This window comes from Devosia sp. Leaf64 (genome assembly GCF_001421945.1).
Classification (GTDB): domain Bacteria; phylum Pseudomonadota; class Alphaproteobacteria; order Rhizobiales; family Devosiaceae; genus Devosia.
Window position 1 is genome coordinate 120,222 of the sequence record NZ_LMLO01000021.1, and the last position, 19,149, is coordinate 139,370.

Below are 19,149 nucleotides of genomic sequence, written 5' to 3' on the forward strand. Positions count from 1 at the left end.
TTCTAGTCGAGAAGTCTTAACAGTCACCTTTTGGCCACATAAATGGCGGGTGCGCCACACTCTGTTGCGCGGCGGTGACAGTGCGTGTTCACCAATGATCCAGACCGGCGGTGTGCAAGGGTTGACAGCGGGGCAGGGGAGCTTGCATCACCCTCGGCCAAAGTGAGGAAAAATGTCCGAAGACCTCAAACGCGAAGCCGCACGCCGTGCGCTTGAAGATGTTCGCCCCGGCATGCGCCTTGGCCTTGGCACAGGCTCGACCTCCCGCCACTTCGTCGACCTGATCGGCGAGCGCGTCGCACAGGGACTCGATGTCATCTGCGTGCCGACATCCGAAGTCACTGCAGAGCAAGCGCGCGGCCTCGGCATTCCGCTGTCCGATTTAGATCGTCTTGGCCGCCTCGACCTCACTGTCGACGGCGCCGATGAACTCGATGACAATCTCAATCTGATCAAGGGCGGTGGCGGCGCGCTGTTGCGCGAAAAGATCGTCGCCGCCGCGTCGAGCACCATGATCGTCATTGCGGATAGCTCGAAGGTCGTCGACACGCTGGGGCGCTTTCCCTTGCCCATCGAGGTCAATCGTTTCGGCCTTGGCGCCACCCGCAGCCTTGTTGCCGAAACGCTCAAGGCGCATGGCGCCGAGGGCTCTCTCAAGCTGCGTGGCGAAGACAAAGGCGAAGTCTTCGTGACCGATGGTGGACACCTCATCCTCGATGCTTTTTTTGGCCGCATTTCGCAGCCAGAAGCGCTGTCACGCGATCTGCTCGATATTCCGGGAGTGGTCCAGCATGGGCTCTTCCTCAATATGTGCAGCAAGGCTTATGTGGCGGCGCCTGATGGCGTAAAAACACTTCTCAAGGGCAACTGACCTCAAGCCCGCAACTGAAGACATGGGGAACCGGATGAACATGGATTTTATGCGCGGCGCCAAGGCGATCTTCGCCGCAGTCGTCACTGCCGGCATGATCGGTCTCGCCGCTCCTGCTTTCGCGCAGGAAGTTGCGCCTGAGCAGTTGGCGCTCGCCCGCAAATATATCGATCTGACCGATCGTGGTGCTGTTTACGAAGTGACCGTCGTCGAAACCGGCGTGCGCACCATGCAGCAGATCGTGCAGCAGAATCCGGAAATCATCGATCAGACGAACGCCGCGATCACCAAGGTCATCGAGGAATATCGCGGCCGCAAGGGCGAACTGCTCGATCAGTTTGCGCGTGTCTATGCGCTGCGCTTCACCATGGAAGAGCTTCAGCAGATCGTGACCTTCTATGAATCGCCGACCGGCGCGAAGCTGGCTCAGGCCAATTCCGAACTGAACACCGATCTGCAGCGTGTCATGCAGGTTTTCTCGGGCAACCTGCAGCGTGAATTCTTCGCCAAGGTTCGTGCCGAACTCCGCGCACAGAATATCGAGCTCTGATCGATCGCACGTTTGAATACCGGCCCCGCCCTTGTGCGGGGTCTTTTTTTGTCGGCAAGATAGATTATCTATATCGTTAGATTGCGATGAAGGGTGGGGCGAGCATGGCTTATGATTATGATCTCTTGGTAATCGGGGCTGGCTCTGGCGGTGTCCGCGCCGCCCGTATGGCTGCCACCTATGGCGCCAAGGTCGCGATCATCGAGGAATTCCGCGTCGGCGGCACCTGTGTCATCCGGGGCTGCGTGCCGAAAAAGCTATATGTTTATGCCTCCCGCTTTTCCGATCAGTTCGATCTCGCGCCCAGCTTCGGCTGGCAGGTCGAGGCGAGCTTCGATTGGCCGACCCTGGTCGCCGCCAAGGAAAAGGAAATCTCCCGGCTCGAATCCGCCTATACGGCCAATCTCGAAAAGCCGGGCGTCGAAATCATCAGGGATCGCGCCGTCGTCACCGGGCCCAATAGCCTGCGCCTCACGGGTTCAGGCCGTGAGCTCACGGCTGAACGTTTGTTGATCGCAACCGGGTCTCATCCCTTCATCCCCGAAGTGCCCGGCGCCGAATTCGGCATCACCTCCAATGAGGCCTTCGATCTTCCAACGCTTCCCAAAACCATCCTCATCGAGGGCGGTGGCTATATCGCTGTTGAATTCGCGACCATCTTTGCCGGTCTCGGCGTCGATACGACCCTGATCTATCGCGGCGATTGCATCCTGCGCGGCTTTGACGAAGACATGCGCCGTGGTCTTGAAGCCGCGCTCACCACCCGTGGCGTCCGGACCATCTATCAAACCACGATCGCCTCGCTCGCCAACGCTGGCGATAAGGTCCAGGCGACCCTGAGCGACGGCATCACTGCGCCATTCGATGCCGTCATGTTCGCCACCGGGCGCCGCGCCAACACCACTGGCCTTGGCCTTGAAACCGCAGGCGTCAAACTCAACGACAATGGCAGCATCGCCGTCGACGCCTATTCGCAGTCTTCGACCCCCTCGATCTATGCCGTCGGCGACGTCACGGGCCGCGCGCAATTGACTCCCGTTGCGATCCGCGAAGGCTGGTACTTTGCCGAGACCGTCTACAACAACAATCCGCAGAAGGTCGATTATTCGCTGATCCCGACGGCCGTCTTCAGCGAACCTGAGATTGGCGTCGTAGGCCTCACCGAGGAAGAAGCCGCCACCCATGGCGATGTCGACGTCTACCTCGCGCGTTTTCGCCCCATGCAGAATACGCTCTCGACCCGCACCGAGCGCATGGTGATGAAGCTCATCACCGAAAAGGACGAAGGCAAGGTCCTCGGCGTCCACATCTTTGGTCCCGGCGCAGGTGAAATGATCCAGCTTGTCGGCGTCGCCATGAGCATGGGTGCGACCAAAAAAGACCTCGATCGCACCATCGCGCTCCACCCTACGGCCGCAGAAGAACTCGTGACCTTCAAGTCCCCGAGCTACACTTATCGCGACTGCAAGAAGGTGGGGTAGACGGCAAAGTCTGGTTTGGACTTGGCAGCCCGTGTAGGTATTGCTAGACCGCCCCAACCCGCAAGATGCCCCGCGTGAGCGAGATGACCATGACCACTTGGACCCCCAGCAGCTGGCGCGAAAAGCCTGTTCTTCAGGTTCCCGCCTATCCCGATGCCGCTGCCTTGGCTGAGGCCGAGCGTCAACTTGCTTCGTTCCCGCCGCTGGTTTTTGCCGGCGAGGCGCGTGAACTCAAGTCTCGCCTCGCGGCCGTCGCCCGCGGCGAAGCCTTCCTCCTTCAAGGTGGCGATTGCGCCGAAAGCTTTGCCGAACATGGCGCGGACCACATCCGCGACTTCTTCCGCGTCTTTCTGCAGATGGCGGTGGTCCTCACCCATGGCGGCTCCAAGCCCGTGGTGAAGGTCGGCCGCGTCGCCGGCCAGTTCGCCAAGCCCCGGTCGGCCGATACCGAAACCATCGAAGGCGTCGAGCTGCCGAGCTATCGCGGCGACATCATCAACGCCATCGAGTTCACCGAAGCCGCGCGCGTGCCCGATCCCGATCGCATGTTGCAGGCCTATCGCCAGTCGGCCGCGACGCTTAATCTGCTTCGCGCCTTCTCCATGGGTGGCTATGCCGAACTGACGCGCATCCACGAATGGACCATGGGCTTCATGAAGGGGTCCAACTGGAACGTTCGCTTCGAGGAAGTCGCCCGCAAGATCGACGATGCCATCACCTTCATGTCGGCGCTCGGTCTCAATCCGGACAATACGCCCGCGCTCAAGCAGACGAGCTTTTACACCAGCCACGAAGCCCTGTTGCTTGGTTATGAAGAGTCGCTGACCCGTCGCGATTCCATCTCCAACAATTTTTACGCGACCTCCGGCCATATGCTTTGGATCGGCGACCGCACCCGCCAGCCCGATGGCGCGCACGTCGAATACTTCGCCGGCATTCACAATCCCATCGGCATCAAGTGCGGCCCAAGCCTTGCCAATGACGATCTCCTGCGCCTCCTCGATCGCCTAAATCCGACCGATGAAGCCGGCCGCATCACGCTGATCTCGCGCTTCGGTGCCGATAAAGTTCACGAACATCTGCCGCGTCTCGTTGAGACCGTTCAAAAGGCTGGCCGCACCGTCGTCTGGTGCTGCGACCCGATGCACGGCAATACGATCAAGGCCTCGACCGGCTACAAGACCCGCCCCTTCGACCGCGTCCTCACCGAAGTACGCAATTTCTTCGAAGTGCACCGCGAAATGGGCACCTATGCCGGCGGCGTCCACATCGAAATGACCGGCGACGATGTCACTGAATGCGTCGGCGGCCTGTCGGCAGTAACAGAGACAACACTGGCCGATCGCTACAACACCTATTGCGACCCTCGCCTCAATGCGAGCCAGGCGCTGGAGCTGGCTTTCCTGGTTGCCGAGGAAGTGCACGCCCAGAAGCCCCCCGCCCAGCGGCGGCTTGCGGGCGAATAGACCAGCGCCAAGAGTGAACTTGAGAGGCGGCCGCGCGTTCATCATCGGCGCGCGGTCTTTTCTTTGCCCGCTTCCAGGCCAAGGACAGTGCCGCGCAAGAGTGAGTAGGTAATGCCGAGATCTCTGTTTCCCCTGGCCGCACCCGAGGTCCGCGCTGAACTTGAGCGCGATCCAACTGTCAAATTGCTCAATGATTATGATTGGTCGAGCAATCCCCTCGGTCCGATCCCCGATTGGCCGGAAAGCCTCAAAGGCGCTGTGCGCTTGATGATGGTCGCCTCGACCCCCATGGTCATGATGGTCGGCCCGCAAGCCATCCTTATCTATAACGATGCCTATGGCGTCTTCGCCGGCCAGCGCCACCCCGAGATCTTTGGCATGCCAGCCCTCGAAGCCTGGCCCGAGATCGCCGATTTCAATCGCCAAAACGTCGAGCGCGGCCTGACCGGCGAGTCATGGACGCTGAACGACCAGGAACTACTGCTTAATCGTCACGGAGCGCCCGAAACCAGCTGGATGGACCTTCATTACAGCCCCATCATGGGGGACGATGGCTATTCCATGGGTACGCTTTGTATTGTCCATGAAACCACGGCCCGTATCCTGGCCGAAAAGGCCCTCGCGCGTAGCGAAGAGCGGCTGACCCTTGCCCTCTCGAGCTCAGCCCTCGTCGGCACCTGGGATTGGGACACAATCAACAATATCGTCACGGCCGACGATCAGTTCGCCAATCTCTACAATGTCGATTCCCAGATCGCCGGCCTCGGCGCGCCCATCGAGCAATATCTGCTGGCGGTCGAACATGAGGACCTGCCGCGCGTAAACGACGACCTCCAGCGCTCTTTCTCCACTGGCGCCGACTTTCGCAGCGAATACCGCGTTGTTGCCCCAGATGGCACGCGCCGGTGGGTTGTGGCTTCTGGCCGTCCCCGCTTCAATGCCGAAGGTCAGGTCTATCGTTTCCCAGGTGTTGCGATCGACATCACCGAGCAGCGCCGTGCCGCCGAGGCGCTCGCCAAAAGCGAGCTTGAATTCCGCACCCTCGCCGACACCATGCCGCAGATGATCTGGGCCACCCAGCCGGATGGCTACCACGACTACTATAACGCCCGCTGGTACGAGTTCACCGGCATGCAACCGGGCACCACCGACGGCGAAGGCTGGAACGACATGTTCCACCCTGACGATCAGGAAGAAGCCTGGAAGCGCTGGCGTCACTCGCTCGAAACCGGTGAGCCCTACCAGATCGAATATCGCCTCCGCCATCACAGCGGCGAATATCGCTGGACCCTTGGTCGCGCCCTGCCGATCGTCGACAACAACGGACGCATTCTGCGCTGGATCGGCACCTGCACCGATATCCACGAGTCGCGAAAGGCCGCCGAGGAGCGCGAGCTTGTCGCTCAGGAACTCAGCCACCGCATCAAGAACATCTTTGCGGTGCTCACCGGCATCGTGTCTCTGTCGGCCCGTGGCCGCCCGGATATCAAGCCCTTCGCCGATCAGTTGCGTCAGCGTATCTTTGCGCTTGGCGAGGCCCACGACTTCGTGCGCCCCCAGACCTACCTGTCGGAAAGCTCGAAGGGGCAGGGGACCTTGTCCGCGCTGGTCGCTCGCCTCCTCCGTCCATACGAGGGCGAAGATGGATCGAGCCGGATCCGCTATGCGGGTGACGACACCATCATTGACGATGCCGCAGCTACGCCCCTAGCGCTTCTCTTTCACGAGCTTGCCACCAATGCTGCGAAATATGGCGCGCTGCAGGGGCCCGATGGTTGGGTCGATCTCACAGGTCGGCGCGAAGGCGACGACTTCCACCTCACCTGGAAAGAGCGCGGTGGCCCTAGCACCTCGGCCCCAGCCCAGCTATTCGGCTTCGGATCGCGCTTGATCGAACTGTCCGTCACCGGCCAGATGCGCGGTCAGATCGAGCGTCTGTGGGAAGATGATGGTCTCAAGGTCGAGCTGACATTACCGCTCGCTTCGCTTATGCGCTCAAGCCGCCTGCAGGTAGAAAAAACAGAGGACGCCTGAGGCGTCCCAAAATCGTCGTTAGATGTTTGTTTGTCTGGCTCAAGTGGCCTGTTGCGTTCCGCCACCGGGCCAATCGAAAAGACGTAAGCGTCTTGGCGGTCTCGCGTCAGCTTCAGCGCGTTTTGCCATGGCATAATCCACGACTTCGCGCAGGTCACGTTCGGCGATAGGCTTGGAGACTACCCCGATCGTGCCCGGAACGCCGGCGCCAAGTTGCGCTGGGTTGGCCGTCAGGAATATGACGCTTGCACCATGAGTCTGGGCCAGGATTTTGCCGATTTCGATGCCGGTGGGTCCATCGCGCAGGTTGAGGTCGACAAGCGCGATTTCAGCTTCGCTGGCGTGACGCAACGCGCTCTTCTTGTCAGCAGCGATGCCGATAGGCTCATGGCCCATTTCCGCGACGATCTGCTCGATCTCGGAAGCGACGAATATCTCGTCTTCAACAATGAGAACGCGACACGGCATCAAACGACAGTCTTCTGACTAATACCCATTTGACACAAACTCCTGAAGCGCAATGTGGTTGCATGCCGAAACGACGAAATCTCGACGTCGACTGTCAGGATGATCCTCGGAAGTTACCAAAGCGAAAACTTCCGGCGGACTGATTTAGCGGAACATTAACCCTAATGATCGATAAACGTTCCACGATCCAATGTTTGCGTACCAGGGGAGTTGGTGATGAAGCTCTATGCAGTCGGCGTTCTTGCAGGCCTTGCCACTGTCTCTTCTGCAACGGTATTCGCTGCTGACTATGGCGCACTCCCTCCATTGCGTCCGGCTTATCCGCAAGAGTGGGAAACCCCAGCCAGCGATCCACTCAGGATCGAACTGGGTGTGCGCTATTGGTACTCGATCGGCAAGCAGGACCACCAGATCGGCAACTATAGCCAGTCGGTCGACAGCAAGAGCCATGTTGGTGAAGTCTTCGCACGCGTCGAGGATCATTCGACCCGCTCCTACCTCGAAGCCTTCGGCGGCTACGGCGTCGCTCATGAGGGCACATACACCACCAATGGCGGTACCCCGCAGACACTACCCGCTTACCGCCTTGGCTATGCAGGCGCTGATTTTGCCTATCTCCCCTTCGGGGGGGATAGCGTCGGCCTGGGCTTCATCACAGGCTATCAGTACACCAACGATAGCCCCGATACGGGCCGAGCGAACTTCTACACGGGTGGCACGACAGAGATTGCCCCCGATATTTACAGGCTTTCGGGCGGCGACAGCAAAATCAACAATTTCGAGATTCATCAACTCAAACTGGGCCTCGCCACCAAGTTCGACACGGGTAGCTTTGACATCCTCGGCGAAGCGGCCGCCATTCCATATTCCTGGATTACCGGCACGTACGGTGCCTATCAGGGCGCACCGCTAGGTCCATACTTTGGTCAGGGGTCGGCTGCCGCCGTAAACGGTCATGCCTACGGCGCGACGGGCAAACTCATGGTTGGCTTCAAACCAACAGAAAATCTGGCGATCCGGCTTGGTGGACGTGCTACCTATTTGACCGGTCAGTATGACGTTACATACAATACGTACCAGGTGACCCAGCCGGCTACAGCGGGGGACCCACCAACGGTTTCGCAGCAGAACTACATCTCGAACAACAATCCCTTCTCGATGCTCCGCTATGGCGCGCTGCTCGAAGTCGCTGGCAGCTTCTAGTCCAGTGCTTGCTCTTGGCAGGGCCAGAGGCTAAGTCTTGCCCGCGTTCGGCCGCGGGCCGAGCGGCCCGTCCATATCCATTAGGCAGCTTCCGTGACCGACCAGCTCAGAATTGCGCTCGCCCAGCTCAATCCCAAGGTCGGCGACCTTCCAGGTAATCTCGCATTGGCGCGCAAGGCGCTGGCCGATGCCGTTTCGGCCAAGGCCGATATCCTGATGCTGTCCGAGCTTTTCCTCACCGGTTATTTCCCGGATGATCTGCTCTTCAAGCCTCAGTTTCTCGCCGATGCCAAGGCCGCCGCCGAAGCCCTGATCGCCGATACTGCCGGGACCGATGTCACATTGATCCTGCCCACCATCTGGCAGGAAAATTCCGCGCTCCACAACGCCGTGCTCGTCGCCGAAAATGGCGCGATCACGGCCAAGCGGTATAAGCGTGAACTGCCCAACAACGACGTCTTTTACGAAAAGCGCTATTTTACTGCCGGACCCTTGCCGCACCCCGTGACCATCAAGGGCGTGTCGGTCGGTATCCCGATCTGCGAGGACATCTGGCACCCTTGGGCCTGCGAACATCTTGTGCGTGAAGGCGCCGAAATCCTGCTCTGCCCTAATGGCTCGCCCTATTGGACGAACAAGCAGCACGTCCGCAAGGAACTGGTGCGCAAGCACGCTATCGAGCATGACGTCCCGCTGATCTACCTCAACCAGGTCGGTGGTCAGGACGAACTGGTTTTCGATGGCGCCTCCTTTGCCATCGCACCCGGCGACAAGCTCGTCCTCCAGGCAAAGTCCTTCGAAACCGACTTCCTTGTCTCCGATTGGCATCGAGAAGGCGAGAGCTGGACCTCGACCAATGGTCGCCTCGAAGATTTGCCGTCGATCGACGAAGCTCCATGGCGCGCTGCCGTTCTCGGCCTCCGCGATTACGTCCATAAAAACGGCTTCAATCGCGTTGTGCTCGGCCTTTCGGGTGGCATCGATAGTGCCGTCGTCGCCGCCATGGCCGTCGATGCTTTCGGACCTGAAAAAGTCCACTGCATCATGCTGCCCTATCGCTACACGTCTGAAGAGAGCCTCCGCGACGCCAAGGATTGCGCCACCCGCCTCGGCGTCCGTTACGACGTCGTCGCCATCGGTGATCCGGTCGACAACGCGCTCCGCGAGCTTGCGCCTGTATTCGGCGATCGCCCGCTCGATACCGCCGAGGAAAACATCCAGTCGCGCATGCGCGGCACGATCCTCATGGCCGTGTCCAACAAGCTCGGCTCCATGCTCCTGACCACCGGCAACAAGAGCGAAATGGGCGTTGGCTATGCCACCATCTATGGCGACATGAACGGCGGCTATAATCCGCTCAAGGACATGTTCAAGATGGAAGTCTATGCCCTTGCCGATTGGCGCAATAAGCACACGCCCGGCGATAGCCTTGGCCCGAGCGGTGAGGTCATCCCGCAATCCATCATCGACAAGGCCCCAAGTGCCGAGCTCCGCCCCGATCAAACCGATCAGGACAGCCTGCCACCCTATCCCGTGCTCGACGATATTCTCCGCTCCATCGTTGAAGAAGAGATGAGCCTCGGAGAAGTCGTTGCCCGCGGCCACGAGCCGGCTCTGGTCAAGCGTATCGAGCGCCTGCTCAATATCGCCGAATATAAGCGCCGCCAGTCCGCGCCGGGTCCGAAGCTGACCGCCCGGGCCTTCGGCCTCGGCCGCAAATATCCCATCACCAATGGTTACAAGGATCAGACCGTCGGATGACAGTCGTACGCTGGGCGCCGTCCCCCACGGGCCGCATTCACCTCGGCAATGCCCGTCCGGCGCTGCTCAACTGGTTTTTCGCCCGCCGCAATGGCGGACGTTACATCCTCCGCATGGACGACACGGACCTCGCGCGCTCGACGCGCGAATCCGCCGATGGCATCGAGGTCGATCTCGCTTGGCTCGGCGTCACGCCCGATCTCCTCGTCCGCCAGTCTGAGCGCACTGCGCTTTATGATAACGCCCGCGACCAGCTTATCGCCTCCGGCCGCCTCTACCCCGCCTACGAAACCGAAGACGAACTTGACCGCAAGCGCGCCCGCGCGCGCCTCCTCGGCAAACCACCGATCTATGATCGCGCCGCGCTCAGTCTGACGGACGAACAGAAAGCCGCCTACGAAGCCGAAGGCCGCAAACCCCATTGGCGTTTCAAGCTCGATGGTCGCCCGGTTCAATTCAACGATCTGATCAAGGGCCCGCAGACGGTCAACACCGCTTCCATGTCTGACCCGGTGCTGATCCGCGCCGACGGCTCCTATCTCTATACGCTCCCCTCCGTTGTCGACGATATCGACCTCGCGATCACCCATGTGATCCGTGGCGAGGACCACGTCTCCAACACCGGCACGCAGATCGAGATCATCGAAGCCCTGGGTGGCGCTGTCCCGACCTTTGCCCACCACAATCTTCTCACCGATGCAGCCGGCCAGGGCTTTTCCAAGCGCTTGGGCTCGCAGTCGATTTCCGATTTCCGCGATGAAGGCTACGAGCCGCTCGCCATCGCCATCATGGCGACCCTGACCGGCACCAGCATGCCGATCGAGCCCTATCCGAGCCTAGACGCCATCGCCGAAAAACTCGACTTCTCGATGATTTCGCATGGCTCGGCCCGCTTCGATCCCGCTGAACTCGACAGCCTCAACGCCCGCCTTCTCCACACCATGCCCTACGAAGAAGCGTTTCCGCGCCTCTCTTCGCTCGGGCTCGAAGGCGAAGCGATCTGGACTCTTCTGCGCGAAAACCTCGTGCGCTTCCCCGATATCGCCGAATGGTCAAAGGTCGTCACCGGCCCGATAGAGCCGGTCATTGCCAATGAAGATCAGGAATTCCTGGCTCTCGCCAAGGCTATGCTGCCGCTTGAACCTTGGGACGAAACCACCTGGTCCACTTGGACCACTGCGCTCAAGGGTGCGACCGGCCGAAAGGGCAAGGCTTTGTTCCTGCCCCTTCGCCTCGCCCTGACAGGCCGCCACGATGGCCCCGAGCTTAAGTCCCTGCTTGTCCTGCTTGGGCGTACGGCGTGTCTGGACCGACTACCCTGACAGCCTTGCCATCGAAGTGAACGATCCGCAGTTCCGCTTCTTCCGCGGTCTGATTGGCATTGGGCCGCACAGCCACTTCGCCGGGGCCTGACGGCCTCGGGCGGGGCAGGGGGACGTCGATCAGCGCCACTGAGGCAACGGCCTCGACCGGCGCTGGCGCCACAGCCTGCTGCGTCGGCACGCTGCCGCGCGGATCGCGCAGCGGCATCGGAAATTTCAGCCCATTGATGTCGAGCATCGTCCGGCCGCTGCCGCCATCGTCAGTCGCGACACTCACCGTGCCGGCCGATTGCGGCGCGACTTTGCAAGTCGCCTTGATGTCGAAATTGGTGCGATAGGCGAAGGCTGTCGGCAGGCTCGTATAGGCCGAACCCGACATATTCCGCATCTGCTCCGGCTCTTGCCCGGGATTGTCATAGTAGTAGAGATCAACCTGGGTGTTGGGACACATCGCCTGGCATTGCTGGGCGTCATTCCCGACATATTCGGTCAGGGTCGAATAGCTGATGGGCCAGAAATAGCCGTCCGAGAGGCGCACGCAGACCGTGCGGACCGTGTTGTAGCCCTGATTGCCCCAATAGTCCCCGCCGTCGATGAAATCGCCATTGGTGAAATCGCCCTCGGTGGTCGAACCGAAAACGCGATCGAAAATCGATTGGCGATCCTGGCTAAAGGTAGCGCTCGAGCCGCCATTGCAACCAAAGCGCGCCATTTCCTGCAAAATGGCCTCGCGCTGCTGGGCGACGGCATTGGCCGTGTCGACAGATTGCGAAACCTGCGCATAATCCTCGCGCAGCCGCAAAACCGTTCGCCCGATCTGCTGGCATTGCCGGGTCAAAACCTGGCCGGCCCGCGCCGCATCATTGCAGCCTTCGCGAATATATTGGCTTTCCGCATTTTGCACGTCGCGCTGCAATTGCTGCGCCGCCGACGAATTGCCCCCGCGCTGCCGGAAATCGCCATTGCGGTCGAACTGGCGCAGCGCGCCATTGAGCTGGTTGCACTGTGCCGATTGGGCATAGACGGTTTGCACATCAAGCGTAAACATCAGCGCTGCAAAAGCCAGCAGCAGAGGCACGCGAAGGCCGGAAAAAGATATGCGCACGAAATGGTCCTGTTCGGCGGCCGCAACCTGTGGCCATGTCTCGCCCTTAAGACATCGCTAGGGCAAGTTGCAACACTATAACAATGCCTGACCGCGCCGGTAGCGCTGCCGGGCAACACATAAAGGGAGATCGTTCGCTCATGAAACTCGCTACCCTGCGCGCCAACCGTCCGGATGGCCAATTGGTCGTGGTCTCTAACGATCTCACCCGCTGCGTCTCCGCGGGCCGAATTGCCCCAACGCTGCAGGCCGCGCTCGATGATTGGCAGCGCCTGTCGCCCGAGCTTTCAGCGCTCGCTACCCAGTTGGACAAAGGCGAAATCGCCGGCCAACCCTTCGAACCCACCACCGCGCTTGCCCCCCTCCCGCGCGCCTATCAGTGGATCGACGGCGCTGGCTATATGAGCCACCTCGAACGCGTCCGCTCCCTCAAGGGAAGTCGCGATGCGGAGCTACAATCGGTTCGCCCCCTGATCTACCAGGGCGGCTCCGATTCGCTTTCCGCCGCCACCGATCCCATCGTCATCCCCGAAGATGATCTCGCGCTTGATTTCGAAGTCGAGCTCGCCGCCATCATCGGCCCCGTGCCCATGCGTCCGAGCCGCGAACAGGCCGCCGCTGCCATTCGCCTCATCACCGTCTGCAACGACGTTTCCCTCCGCCGTCTCGTCGCCGACGATCTGCAAAACGGCTTCGGGTTCTTCCACTCAAAGCCTTCGACCTCATTCGCTCCCGTCGTTGTCACACCCGATGCGCTCGGCGATCGCTGGCGCGACAACAAGCTCCATCTCCCCATTCGCGTCGAGGTCAACGGCACGCTCTACGGTCAACCCAATGCCGGCGTCGATGTCCACTTCGATTTCGTCGATCTCATCATCGAAGCCGCGCGTACCCGACAGTTGACCGCCGGCACCATTATCGGCTCGGGCACGATCGCCAACCACCACGACTCTACGCTCCCGATCAAAGAAGATGGCATCGGCTTTGGCTGCATCGCCGAAGCGCGCACCGCCGAAAAGGTGAAATTCGGCAAAGCCCGCACGCCCTTCCTCAAGCCCGGCGACAGTGTCCGCATCGCCGCCATCGGCACGGGCAATCGCTCGGTTTTCGGCGATATCCGGCAGACCGTCGTGGCTCTTTCGCCGCGCCCCTAATTCGGTAACATTCCCGTGTTGACGTTGGGAGCGTCAACTCCGCGTGCCACTGTCGCATTGTCGAGTGGGGGAGCTTGGCGAACTCACTGGCCGTTGGAGCGGCTGGTTCATGTCAATCACGTTGAGGGTGCAGTTTTGATGGTCCTTTCGAAGTTCTCCGGTATCGCCATAGCCGCCCTGCTCGCTGCAGGCACGGTCGCGGTTATGGCCCAGGACGCTTTTACGCCTCCGGCGACGCCTGAAGAGGCTGTCACCGTTCGCGAGGCGATGATGAAGGAAAATGGCGGCATCCTGCGCCAAGCCGGCAACCTCACCGGTGCCGACGCCGTCGCCGCCATGACGACCCTGCGCGATAACTATAGCCACATTCCGGCGCTCTTCCCTGAAGGCTCCAATGTCGGCGAGTCCGAAGCCCTTCCCGCCATCTGGGAAAATTGGGAAGCTTTCACCGCCATCGCCGATGCCGGCGTGACCGCTGCAGAACAGGGTATCGCAGCCGCCGAAGCTGGCGATGCCGCAGCCTATGCCGAAGCTGTCAAGGCCATCGGCGCCACCTGTGGCCAGTGCCACCAGCAATTCCGGAGCTAACCCGTACGGGTTAGTTAACTCCGCAGAGATCGTCCCTTGGGATGATGTTCGCCTCCAAAGCGAAATGGGCGGCCTTCGGGTCGCCCTCTTTTCTTTTGGCTCTTGATTTATTTGGTCCGCCCGGCCAATCTCAGCTCATGAAGACCAAGTGCACCATTATCGCCTGCATTATTACCTGCTAACCCAAGCGTTGGCGGAGCAGTCTTCTTCATCCAAAATTCTCTGAAGATAGAGGCCTCCCGCCAGAGCCCCAATGTGTCTGGCCCACAAGGACCTCTCGATGACCACGGCAAAGCCGCAGATCAGCCTCTACAACACGCTCACCCGCACCAAGGCGCCCTTCGCGCCCATGGATGCGAACAATGTGCGCATGTATGTCTGCGGCCCGACGGTCTATGACTTCGCCCATATCGGCAATGCCCGCCCCGTCATCGTCTTCGACGTGCTCTTCCGTATGCTGCGCCACGTCTATGGCGAGAGCCACGTCACCTATGTGCGCAACATCACTGACGTTGACGACAAGATCAACGCCCGCGCCCTGCGCGATTTCCCCGATCTGCCGCTTAACGAAGCCATCCGCAAGGTCACAGAAAAGACCGAGAACCAGTTCCTCGCCGACGTAAAGGCGCTGGGCACCCTCGCGCCCACCCATCAGCCGCGCGCCACCGAAAATATCACCGAGATGCAGACCCTCATCTCCTCGCTTATCGAGCGCAACCACGCCTATAACACCAATGGCGAAGTGCTCTTCCGCACCCGCTCCATGGCAGACTATGGCCAGCTCTCCGGTCGTAATCTCGAAGACAATCTCGCCGGCGCCCGCATCGCGGTCGAAGCCCACAAGGAAGACCCGGCAGATTTCGTCCTCTGGAAACTGTCCTCGGAAACCGAACCCGGCTGGGACAGCCCCTGGGGCCGCGGCCGCCCCGGTTGGCACATCGAATGCTCCGCCATGTCCGAGCGTTACCTCGGCAAAACCTTTGATATCCATGGCGGCGGGCTCGACCTGATCTTCCCGCACCACGAAAACGAAATCGCCCAGTCCCGCTGCGCCCATGGCACCCACGCCATGGCCAATGTCTGGATGCACAACGGTTTCCTCCAGGTCGAAGGACAGAAAATGTCCAAGAGCCTCGGGAACTTCGTCACCATCAACGAGCTCCTCGAAACCGGCGCCATGGGCGGACGCGCCTGGATCGGTGAAGTCCTGCGCCTCGCCATGTTGATGACGCACTATCGCGAGCCCATTGACTTCACCGTCAAACGTCTCGAAGAAGCCGAAACCAAACTCCGCGACTGGCAACGCGCCGCCCGCGGCGCAACGGTGTCCGAGGGCGACGACCCCGACGCCTCCGTCGTCAACGAACTCGCCGACGACCTCAACTTCCACCGCGCCAGCGTCGCCCTCGATTTCATCGCCAAGAAGGCCAACCGCGAAGAGGGCAATGCCAAACACTGCCTCGCCGCCACCCTAAAATTCCTCGGCTTCAGCCTCGACAGCCTCCTTGACTCCAACGACGGCTGGGAAGCCCCCGCCCACATCGCCAACGCCATCGCCACCCGCCTCGAAGCCCTCAACGCCAAGGATTTCGCAAAGGCAGACGCCATCCGCAACGAACTGGCAGAGCAGGGCGTCGCCTTGCTCGACTACAAGGATGAGAATGGCCAGCGAGCGACCAAGTGGGAAGTGAAGAGGTGAGCACAGAACACCCCTCATCCGTCGCTGCGCGCCACCTTCTCCCACAAGGGGAGAAGGAAGGTCTGGTGTTTGCCGATAGATCTATCCCACCCACCAGCCCCCCTTCTCCCCTCGTGGGAGAAGGTGCCCGAAGGGCGGATGAGGGGCTTCGTGTCGTGCCGCAGGCAAATTTGCTCCGGTGGAGCAAATTTAGGCGAGAAGGCCATGAGAGCTACGCTCGAATGGCGGGGCTGCTGTGGAATTTTTTCGTTCTCCTGACACCTCCTGTCACCACCCACCAATCCTCATGGCCTCCTCACCAAAGGAGTCTCCCCCATGCTTGATCACGTCGGAATTCTCGTCGCAGACTGGACCAAATCCCGCGCCTTCTACGACGCCGCCTTTGCTCCCCTCGGCTACACCATGCTCGCCGAAGTCCCCGAGCAATATACCGGCGGCGTCAGGGTCGGCGGCTATGGCAATCAAAAGCCCGATTTCTGGCTGACCGAAAGCAAGGACGTCGGTCCTGGCCGCCACTATGCTTTCGCCGCCGCTGATCATGCCGCAGTCGACGCCTTCTATTCTGCCGCCATGGCCAATGGCGGTCGAGATAATGGCGGCCCCGGTCCGCGCCCGCATTATCATGAGCATTATTACGGTGCCTTCGTCATCGATCCCGATGGCAACAATGTCGAAGCGGTGTGTCATGCCCCCAAGTGAAGAACACGCCGGCGGATGCCAGTGTGGCGCGGTGCGTTTCCGCGTCACCCGGCTCGGCCGGCCCTCGATCTGCCATTGCCGCATGTGCCAAAAGGCATTCGGCGGCTTCTTTGGCCCCCTGGTCACCGCGCACAATGCCGCCTGGACCCGGGGTGAACCCAAGTGGTTCCAGAGCTCCAACGCCGCCCGCCGCGCCTTTTGCGGCGAGTGCGGCACCCCGCTCGCCTATGAGACCCGCTTCGGCCTAGAACTTGCGATCGGCGCCTTCGACGATCCGACCGTCGCCGCACCCGAAATCCAGGTCAACCCGCACGACAAGCTGCCGTTTTTCGATAATCTGACCAAAATTCCCGTCCGCCATGAAGTCAGCGACGAATGGCGCGATTTCCTGACCGGCATACACTCCAATCAGCACCCCGATCACGACACCGCCGATTGGCCGCCAAAGGAGCAGCCCTGATGGACCGCTACAAGATGGACGTCAGTGGCGGTTGCCAATGCGGCGCCGTGCGCTATCACGCAACGGAAATGTTCGACAACGCGCATATCTGTCACTGTCGCATGTGCCAAAAGGCGGTGGGCAATATCTTTGCCGCGCTCGTCGCCGCCCCCCGCGAAGTCATCACCTGGACCCGCGGCACCCCGGCGCGTTTTCGCTCCTCCGACCACGTCGATCGCGGCTTCTGCAGCCAGTGCGGCACGCCCCTGTTTTACGAGGACGTCACCGGCAACCGGGTGAATTTCACCATCGGCTCGCTCGACCACCCCGAGCTATTCCCGCCCCATATAAATGACGGCAATGAAGCGCGCGTGCCTTGGTTCGAAACGCTCCCCACGCTCGCACATGGCGGCGAAACAGGCACAAGGGACGACGACAACGCCTCGTGGGCCGCTGCAATCGCGGCCTCCAATCACCAGCACCCCGACCACGACACGGCCACCTGGCCGCCAAAAACCTAAAAAGACTAGAGACCAAAATGTCCCGAGACCGCCTCTACCTTTTCGACACGACCCTGCGCGATGGCGCGCAGACGGCCGGCGTAGAATTCTCGCTCGAGGACAAGATCGCCATTATTGATCTGCTGGAAGAGCTTGGCGTCGACTACATCGAAGGCGGCTATCCCGGTGCCAACCCGGTCGACACCGCCTTCTTTGAAGAGAAGCGCACAAAAAAGGCCGTGTTCACCGCCTTCGGCATGACCAAGCGGGCAGGGCGCTCAGCGTCTAACGACCCCGGCGTCCAAGCCCTCGTCAATTCGGCCGCCCCTGCCACCTGCTTTGTCGCAAAAGCCTGGGACTATCAGGTCCAGCTCGCCCTCGGCTCCACCACCGACGAACACCTCGAAGGCCTGGCCGACACCGTCCGCACCGCCGCCGCTTCCGGCAAGGAAGTGCTCATCGACCTCGAGCACTTCTTCGACGGTTTCAAAGCCAATCCCGAATACGCGCTCTCCTGCGTTACGACCGCGCTTGATGCCGGCGCCCGCTGGGTCGTCCTTTGTGACACCAACGGCGGCACCATGCCGGCCGAAATCCGCACCATCGTCGGCACGGTTCTTAAATTCGCGCCGGGCGACAAGCTCGGCATCCACCCGCACGACGATACCGGCCAGGCTGTCGCCAATGCGCTGGCCGCCGTCGAAGCCGGTGTGCGCCAAGTTCAGGGCACGCTCAACGGCCTCGGCGAACGCTGCGGCAATGCCAATTTGATTACCCTGATCCCCACGCTGGTTTTAAAACCCTATTACGCCGAGCGCTTCGAAACCGGCATCACGCCCGCCCATCTCGAACGCCTCACCCATATCTCCCGCGCCTTCGACGATCGCCTCAACCGTGCCCCAGCGCGCCAGGCGCCCTATGTCGGCGCCGCCGCCTTCGCCACGAAAGCCGGCATCCACGCCTCAGCCCTTCTCAAGGATTTTTCGACCTACGAGCACGTGCCGCCCGAAACTGTGGGCAATGAGCGCGCCATCATGGTCTCCCAGCAGGCCGGAAAATCCAACCTGCTCACAGCCCTCGCGCGCCACAACATCACTCTCGAAAAAGACGATCCCCGCCTCGAAAAGCTCCTCGCCACGGTCAAGCAACGCGAAGCCCGTGGCTATTCCTATGACGGCGCCGATGCCTCCTTCGCCGTCCTCGCCCGCTCCGTTCTCGGCACGCTGCCGAGCTTTTTCGACGTCGAACATTATCGCGCCATGGTCGAGCGCCGCCACAATGCCCAGGGCGAAGAGATCACCGTCACTGAGGCGGTGGTCAAAGTCCGCGTTGTGGGCGAATTGCTGATGTCAGTCGCCGAAGGCAATGGCCCCGTCAACGCGCTCGATCAGGCCTTGCGAAAAGATCTCGGCATCTATTCCGCCCGGATCGAGGATCTTGAGCTGGTCGATTTCAAGGTCCGTATCCTCGACGGCGGCACGGGCGCGGTCACCCGTGTACTGGTCGAGAGCAAGGACAGCACAGGCGAGCGTTGGACGACGATCGGCGTTTCTTCCAACATCATTGATGCGTCCTTTGAAGCTCTGTATGAATCAATCACATACAAGCTGTTGAAGACTGAGGCGGTGCAGTCGACCACAGTGATGGCGACTTCTCGGCCGGTGCAAAAAGCCACCGGCTGACAACCGTCCGGGAGGACAAACTGGCCGAAACTGCTCCAAAACGCCCCCTTGCTCTCACCATTGGGGCAGTCGCCGTCACATTACTTGTCATCCTCGGCATTTTCGCCGCGCCTACCATTTCAACCTG

Annotated in this window: 17 protein-coding genes; 15 read left to right on the forward strand and 2 right to left on the reverse strand. The window is 60.8% G+C overall.

Going from position 1 to position 19,149, the window contains the following annotated elements:
- Positions 1 to 172: 172 nt before the first annotated feature.
- The 5 genes from rpiA to ASE94_RS13570 all read left to right on the forward strand — a co-directional run bounded on the left by rpiA (position 173) and on the right by ASE94_RS13570 (position 6,402).
- Positions 173 to 871 carry a ribose-5-phosphate isomerase RpiA gene (rpiA, locus tag ASE94_RS13550; RefSeq protein WP_062630854.1) on the forward strand — a complete coding sequence of 233 codons (699 nt, stop codon included), beginning with the start codon at positions 173 to 175 and terminating at the stop codon, positions 869 to 871.
- A 34-nt stretch (positions 872 to 905) separates the two neighbouring features.
- Complete coding sequence (locus ASE94_RS13555) at positions 906 to 1,421, forward strand: DUF2059 domain-containing protein (RefSeq protein ID WP_061908014.1); 516 nt, start codon at positions 906 to 908, stop codon at positions 1,419 to 1,421.
- A 104-nt stretch (positions 1,422 to 1,525) separates the two neighbouring features.
- Entirely contained in the window at positions 1,526 to 2,902 is a 1,377-nt protein-coding gene (gene gor, locus ASE94_RS13560; protein WP_062631341.1) for a glutathione-disulfide reductase, read from the forward strand.
- A gap of 89 nt (positions 2,903 to 2,991) precedes the next feature.
- Complete coding sequence (locus ASE94_RS13565) at positions 2,992 to 4,368, forward strand: 3-deoxy-7-phosphoheptulonate synthase class II (RefSeq protein ID WP_061908108.1); 1,377 nt, start codon at positions 2,992 to 2,994, stop codon at positions 4,366 to 4,368.
- A 111-nt stretch (positions 4,369 to 4,479) separates the two neighbouring features.
- Positions 4,480 to 6,402, forward strand: a complete 1,923-nt coding sequence (locus ASE94_RS13570; protein WP_062630855.1) for a PAS domain-containing protein — start codon at positions 4,480 to 4,482, stop codon at positions 6,400 to 6,402.
- Between the two features lie 39 nt (positions 6,403 to 6,441).
- On the opposite strand, the gene ASE94_RS13575 is transcribed toward ASE94_RS13570, so the two are convergent.
- A complete protein-coding gene (locus ASE94_RS13575; protein WP_061908016.1) occupies positions 6,442 to 6,870 on the reverse strand; it encodes a response regulator in 429 nt (142 codons plus the stop codon).
- 216 nt (positions 6,871 to 7,086) lie between these two features.
- Here ASE94_RS13575 and ASE94_RS13580 point away from each other — a divergent pair, with 216 nt between their 5' ends.
- From ASE94_RS13580 to gltX, 3 genes are all read left to right on the forward strand, one after another.
- The gene (locus ASE94_RS13580) at positions 7,087 to 8,073 is read left to right on the forward strand and encodes a hypothetical protein (protein ID WP_062630857.1); all 987 of its coding nucleotides are present in this window, start codon (positions 7,087 to 7,089) and stop codon (positions 8,071 to 8,073) included.
- 93 nt (positions 8,074 to 8,166) lie between these two features.
- Positions 8,167 to 9,834 carry an NAD+ synthase gene (locus tag ASE94_RS13585; protein ID WP_062630858.1) on the forward strand — a complete coding sequence of 556 codons (1,668 nt, stop codon included), beginning with the start codon at positions 8,167 to 8,169 and terminating at the stop codon, positions 9,832 to 9,834.
- The gene (gltX, locus tag ASE94_RS13590; RefSeq protein ID WP_061908019.1) at positions 9,831 to 11,156 is read left to right on the forward strand and encodes a glutamate--tRNA ligase; all 1,326 of its coding nucleotides are present in this window, start codon (positions 9,831 to 9,833) and stop codon (positions 11,154 to 11,156) included. Before ASE94_RS13585 ends, gltX begins: the two co-directional genes overlap by 4 nt.
- Here gltX and ASE94_RS13595 read toward each other — a convergent pair.
- Complete coding sequence (locus ASE94_RS13595) at positions 11,101 to 12,261, reverse strand: DUF2865 domain-containing protein (RefSeq protein ID WP_062630859.1); 1,161 nt, start codon at positions 12,259 to 12,261, stop codon at positions 11,101 to 11,103. The genes gltX and ASE94_RS13595 overlap by 56 nt on opposite strands.
- 140 nt (positions 12,262 to 12,401) lie before the next feature.
- Between ASE94_RS13595 and ASE94_RS13600 the strand changes: the two genes are divergently transcribed.
- The 7 genes from ASE94_RS13600 to cimA all read left to right on the forward strand — a co-directional run bounded on the left by ASE94_RS13600 (position 12,402) and on the right by cimA (position 19,022).
- Positions 12,402 to 13,415, forward strand: a complete 1,014-nt coding sequence (locus ASE94_RS13600) for a fumarylacetoacetate hydrolase family protein (protein WP_062630860.1) — start codon at positions 12,402 to 12,404, stop codon at positions 13,413 to 13,415.
- A 138-nt stretch (positions 13,416 to 13,553) separates the two neighbouring features.
- Positions 13,554 to 14,003, forward strand: coding sequence for a cytochrome c (locus ASE94_RS13605; RefSeq protein ID WP_062630861.1), 450 nt, complete (start codon positions 13,554 to 13,556; stop codon positions 14,001 to 14,003).
- 280 nt (positions 14,004 to 14,283) lie between these two features.
- On the forward strand, positions 14,284 to 15,702 hold the full coding sequence (cysS, locus tag ASE94_RS13610; protein WP_062631342.1) for a cysteine--tRNA ligase: 1,419 nt from the start codon (positions 14,284 to 14,286) through the stop codon (positions 15,700 to 15,702).
- Between the two features lie 315 nt (positions 15,703 to 16,017).
- Positions 16,018 to 16,401, forward strand: coding sequence for a VOC family protein (locus tag ASE94_RS13620; RefSeq protein WP_062630863.1), 384 nt, complete (start codon positions 16,018 to 16,020; stop codon positions 16,399 to 16,401).
- The gene (locus ASE94_RS13625) at positions 16,388 to 16,861 is read left to right on the forward strand and encodes a GFA family protein (protein WP_062630864.1); all 474 of its coding nucleotides are present in this window, start codon (positions 16,388 to 16,390) and stop codon (positions 16,859 to 16,861) included. Before ASE94_RS13620 ends, ASE94_RS13625 begins: the two co-directional genes overlap by 14 nt.
- Entirely contained in the window at positions 16,861 to 17,361 is a 501-nt protein-coding gene (locus ASE94_RS13630) for a GFA family protein (RefSeq protein ID WP_062630865.1), read from the forward strand. The genes ASE94_RS13625 and ASE94_RS13630 overlap by 1 nt, the downstream gene beginning before the upstream one ends.
- A 17-nt stretch (positions 17,362 to 17,378) precedes the next feature.
- Positions 17,379 to 19,022 carry a citramalate synthase gene (cimA, locus tag ASE94_RS13635; RefSeq protein ID WP_062630866.1) on the forward strand — a complete coding sequence of 548 codons (1,644 nt, stop codon included), beginning with the start codon at positions 17,379 to 17,381 and terminating at the stop codon, positions 19,020 to 19,022.
- The last annotated feature ends 127 nt before the right edge of the window (positions 19,023 to 19,149 follow it).